The sequence below is a fragment of the Motilimonas pumila genome (assembly GCF_003596335.1).
In the GTDB taxonomy this organism is placed as follows: domain Bacteria; phylum Pseudomonadota; class Gammaproteobacteria; order Enterobacterales; family CBDFNC01; genus Motilimonas; species Motilimonas pumila.
Map to the genome: position 1 here is coordinate 1 of NZ_QZCH01000067.1, position 3,553 is coordinate 3,553.

The following is a 3,553-nucleotide window of genomic DNA, read 5'->3' on the forward strand; positions in this document are numbered from 1 at the left end:
GCAATATCAGGCTAAAACGTTTAAGCCAGAGGCGTACCTGCGTCACTTTGGCCAAGTCGAATTTTTAGCCACCAAACTATATACCCAAGCGTTAGAAGAAACCCCGCTAGACCAACCTAAAATCAACCGTTTAGTCATGCTGTTAAGAAATTTAACCGAGATTTTTTGTCTGTTAGAACAAGCAAAGAAACAACAAGCCAAGATTGAGCTGACTTTTTACGGAGATTAATACGTAACAGCGATGAATCAGGCCAAAGGGCACAAGGAATGGCCCTGACTCCAACTCTCACCCCGCCCAGTTAGCATGAGAAAAAGCGCCAAAGCGGCGCTTTCCCTTAGGCTTGCCACTGATAAATATGCAAGGTGTCGCCGCTATCAAGTAGATATAACTTATCACCCAAGCAACTTATTTCATTTACTTTTTGAAAACGGTTGCTGATTATTTCTGGCCTACTCACATGTACCACCTCACATTTCTGGCGGTCTATCACGATGACGGCACCATCATCAGGCTCGGCAACAAATAAGAATGCGTCGTTGAAACAGAAATAAGACTCCGTAAATACATAATCAATTCCCGCCTCGGCCAAACCGCGAATGTCCCCTTTTTGCACCTGCAACTCGGGTGCGGTTAAATCAACGTGAAAGTATTGTTGGTAAGACGTGCCAAACAAACAGCCTTGTTGCGCATCCAATTGCAGGAACTCTGTCACCCTCCTTTCAAATTGAAGGCGGGTCAGCTCTTCGCCCGTCGCTAAGTCCAGGGCCACAATGTCATAGGAGTTGAGCTTAAGCCATAGTTTACCGTCATAGATGCCCAACACGGCTTTTAGCCTTAAAGGAACATCATTCTGGAAACCATTTGAGGTACACCCTCGCAAGGGGTAAACCCAAAGCGCTTCGCCCTCTGAATTATAGGCGCGTACATCATTTCGCACTTCAGCTTCAAGCTCAAAATCGCCATAAGCTAACAAAAGATGTTGCTGACCATTAAAGCCGTGATACCTTGAGTCAAAAGGCAAGGTTTTACGCCCTTGATTGGTGACATCATAAAGGTAACGCTTAGACTGTCCTTCTTTAACTTCCCACATTAGTACACTACTACCTATCAGAGTTTGCATGTCGTAATAGCCTACATGAGTACCACTTACCTCGTCTTGTCGCAGTACTTTTTGTTCAGATAACGAATACAAGAGTGAAGCTGACCCAGAGTTAGCTCGCCAACACAACAAGCCGTCTACAAAACTCAAGGTGCTTTTGTCAATTTCTTGCTCTAGCGTGACACTACTATCACCTATGTATAAGGTAGACTCATCTAAATAAGCAAAACACAGCTCATTGCCCGTATCCACATAACAGCTGACCCCGTGAATTGTATCTATTTCTTTTACTCTCACTGAAACACCTCTACCATCTTAAATAATTCCGCATCTTTGGCTTGGATTTTCGCCCTGAACGCCGCTAAATTGTCTTGTGTACCAACCAACTCTAAGCTAGCTTTCATTTCTGCCTTCATATTATTAAATATTTGCTCTGCGTTACGAGACAGCGCCCCTTGCATGCCATTTTGAGCCTCTGCTAGGCTCACTTTACGGCCATTAAATACGTAGCGGAGCTTTTCTATATTATCAGCTGCGCCAAAATAGGATATTAACTGGTTATCGCTTATTCTGTTTAAACTGTCTTTAACGTAGCTTTTATATTCAATAAACCTTCCTTCTGTCAGGTAAACATCAAAGCGGCACTGCGTGGTACAGTTTAAACCTTCATCAATAAACCTGAGATCGACAGATCTGATATCCGCCCCGGTGAGCGATCCTTTTTTAAACTCGTGAGCCAAGTGCGCAAAGGCATGACTGGCACCGTCTTTGGTATTGTGAGCGCCATTCACTAACTCTGTGATCATTCTATCAAAGCCATTTACCTGGTGCATCTCGTTTGTCACCCTCTGAATATTCGCCATATGTTCAGCGCGAGACGTCATGTATGACGTAGGGCTCGACTTGATTGGGTTAGGCATATTCCTAATGATGTCATCCAAAAAGTTAGGGCTAGGCAAACGACTGATAAACTGAGTGTCTTTTAAAGCAGTGTTTACGGCATTTAGAAAAGCTTCATCGGCACGCGCAAATTTACGATCAAGGCTATGAAGATAGCGCCATGTATCAATCAGGTCGGGATTTTCATCAAATACCTTTCTCAAATTAGGGTTTGCAACAAGGTCAGCGTTGAAGTCCTTTCGCAACTGCTCTCCCATTGGGCACCCGCTTCTAGCAACGGGAGCAGCCATAGCCTTAGCAGAAGATGAGCGCTTAACACTACATGGCATATTGTCCAGCTTGCGCATTATGGTTGGCGATTGATAAATTTCACTATAACCGCCGTAACGCTCTTTATAACGGACCTTGACAACCCTATCTACAGTGGTTTTAGCAAGGTTATTGGCTGCACTACCAACATTGCTGCTCATTTTATTAACTTGCTGCAACACCTTGCCCACACGGTCGATTTTGCTCAACCCTGAAACAGCCAGCACCCCGATATCGATAACGTCAAACACCGGGAACATCAGTGACATGGTCATAAACACAGTGTTTACAAACAACTCTTCCATGGCTTCACGGTGCTCAGCCACAATATCAAAGGCCGGCATTGCGCCGTTGGCAATCAATTCATTTGACACCACCGAAATCGTGTCGGCATATTGCCGGTATTGACGCTCTAAGTTTTGCTTAAGGCCAAACAAGGTGCCGCAACCTGGGTATCTCTCGGAGGCCCCATAATCATTTACGGAAAAATCATCACAATATCCCGGCCCTAAGCTGTTAAGCTTTGATTGGTATTTTGCTTTGGCGTTATCAATGTCAAACTCTGCCCGCATCACCCGCGGGTCGCTATAGACTAAGGTTTGAAAACGAGCAATCACTTCATTGTAAAGTGGCTGAATATCGACGGTGAACAGCTTCTCTTCGTCAACAATAAAGGGGTTGACTTGCTGCTTTGCAATCGCCTCGAAAATGGCGTCGGTATCAGCCTTGGTGACGAGACTACCAAGGGCTTTCCTAACATCATCTTCAACTTGATTCGCCGTGGTAAAGCTTGGCAGTAACAACCCTAACTCATTGGCAATGTCGTCTGGCCCTTGAATACTTTCTACATCATAAAAGCCTTCAAGGAGCTTACCTATGCCGATAATTTCTTGCTGAGTCAGTTGTACCCTATTAGGATTGAGCCTTAAGCTGTTTGCATCTGGCTGAAAAGTTTGCACCAGCACATCTGTGCTAACTCGATCTGCGTAGCGATAATGGTTGACCAGCTCTTCTAAGGTTTGGTGATAGGCAACGGTACCGGACCTTTGTACCAGTTTATCTAAGCCTATAAGAGCATGATTAAACTCTTCAGCTGAGACTGCTGCACAATCAGGTCGAATATATCGACTGTTGTAGTGCAGGTCGCTTACATTGGTGTCCGCTGCTGCCAAGCCAAACGGGTCAATAAACGACAGCGCATTGCTGCCCACATACGCAAACGTATTGATACCACCGCGCAGCCC

General features: G+C 45.0%; 3 protein-coding genes. 1 reads left to right on the top strand and 2 read right to left on the bottom strand.

The window, feature by feature from the left end:
- Positions 1-229, top strand: a 229-nt coding sequence (locus D1Z90_RS21385) for a hypothetical protein (protein WP_158587206.1), incomplete at its 5' end; no start/stop codon positions are given.
- Positions 230-335: 106 nt separating this feature from the next.
- Here the strand turns inward: D1Z90_RS21385 and D1Z90_RS20200 are convergent.
- The gene (locus D1Z90_RS20200) at positions 336-1,397 is read right to left on the bottom strand and encodes a hypothetical protein (protein WP_119912581.1); all 1,062 of its coding nucleotides are present in this window, start codon (positions 1,395-1,397) and stop codon (positions 336-338) included.
- Positions 1,394-3,553 (bottom strand): RHS repeat-associated core domain-containing protein (locus D1Z90_RS21390; RefSeq protein ID WP_158587207.1); only part of this gene is annotated, 2,160 nt, incomplete at its 5' end. The genes D1Z90_RS21390 and D1Z90_RS20200, both read right to left, overlap by 4 nt.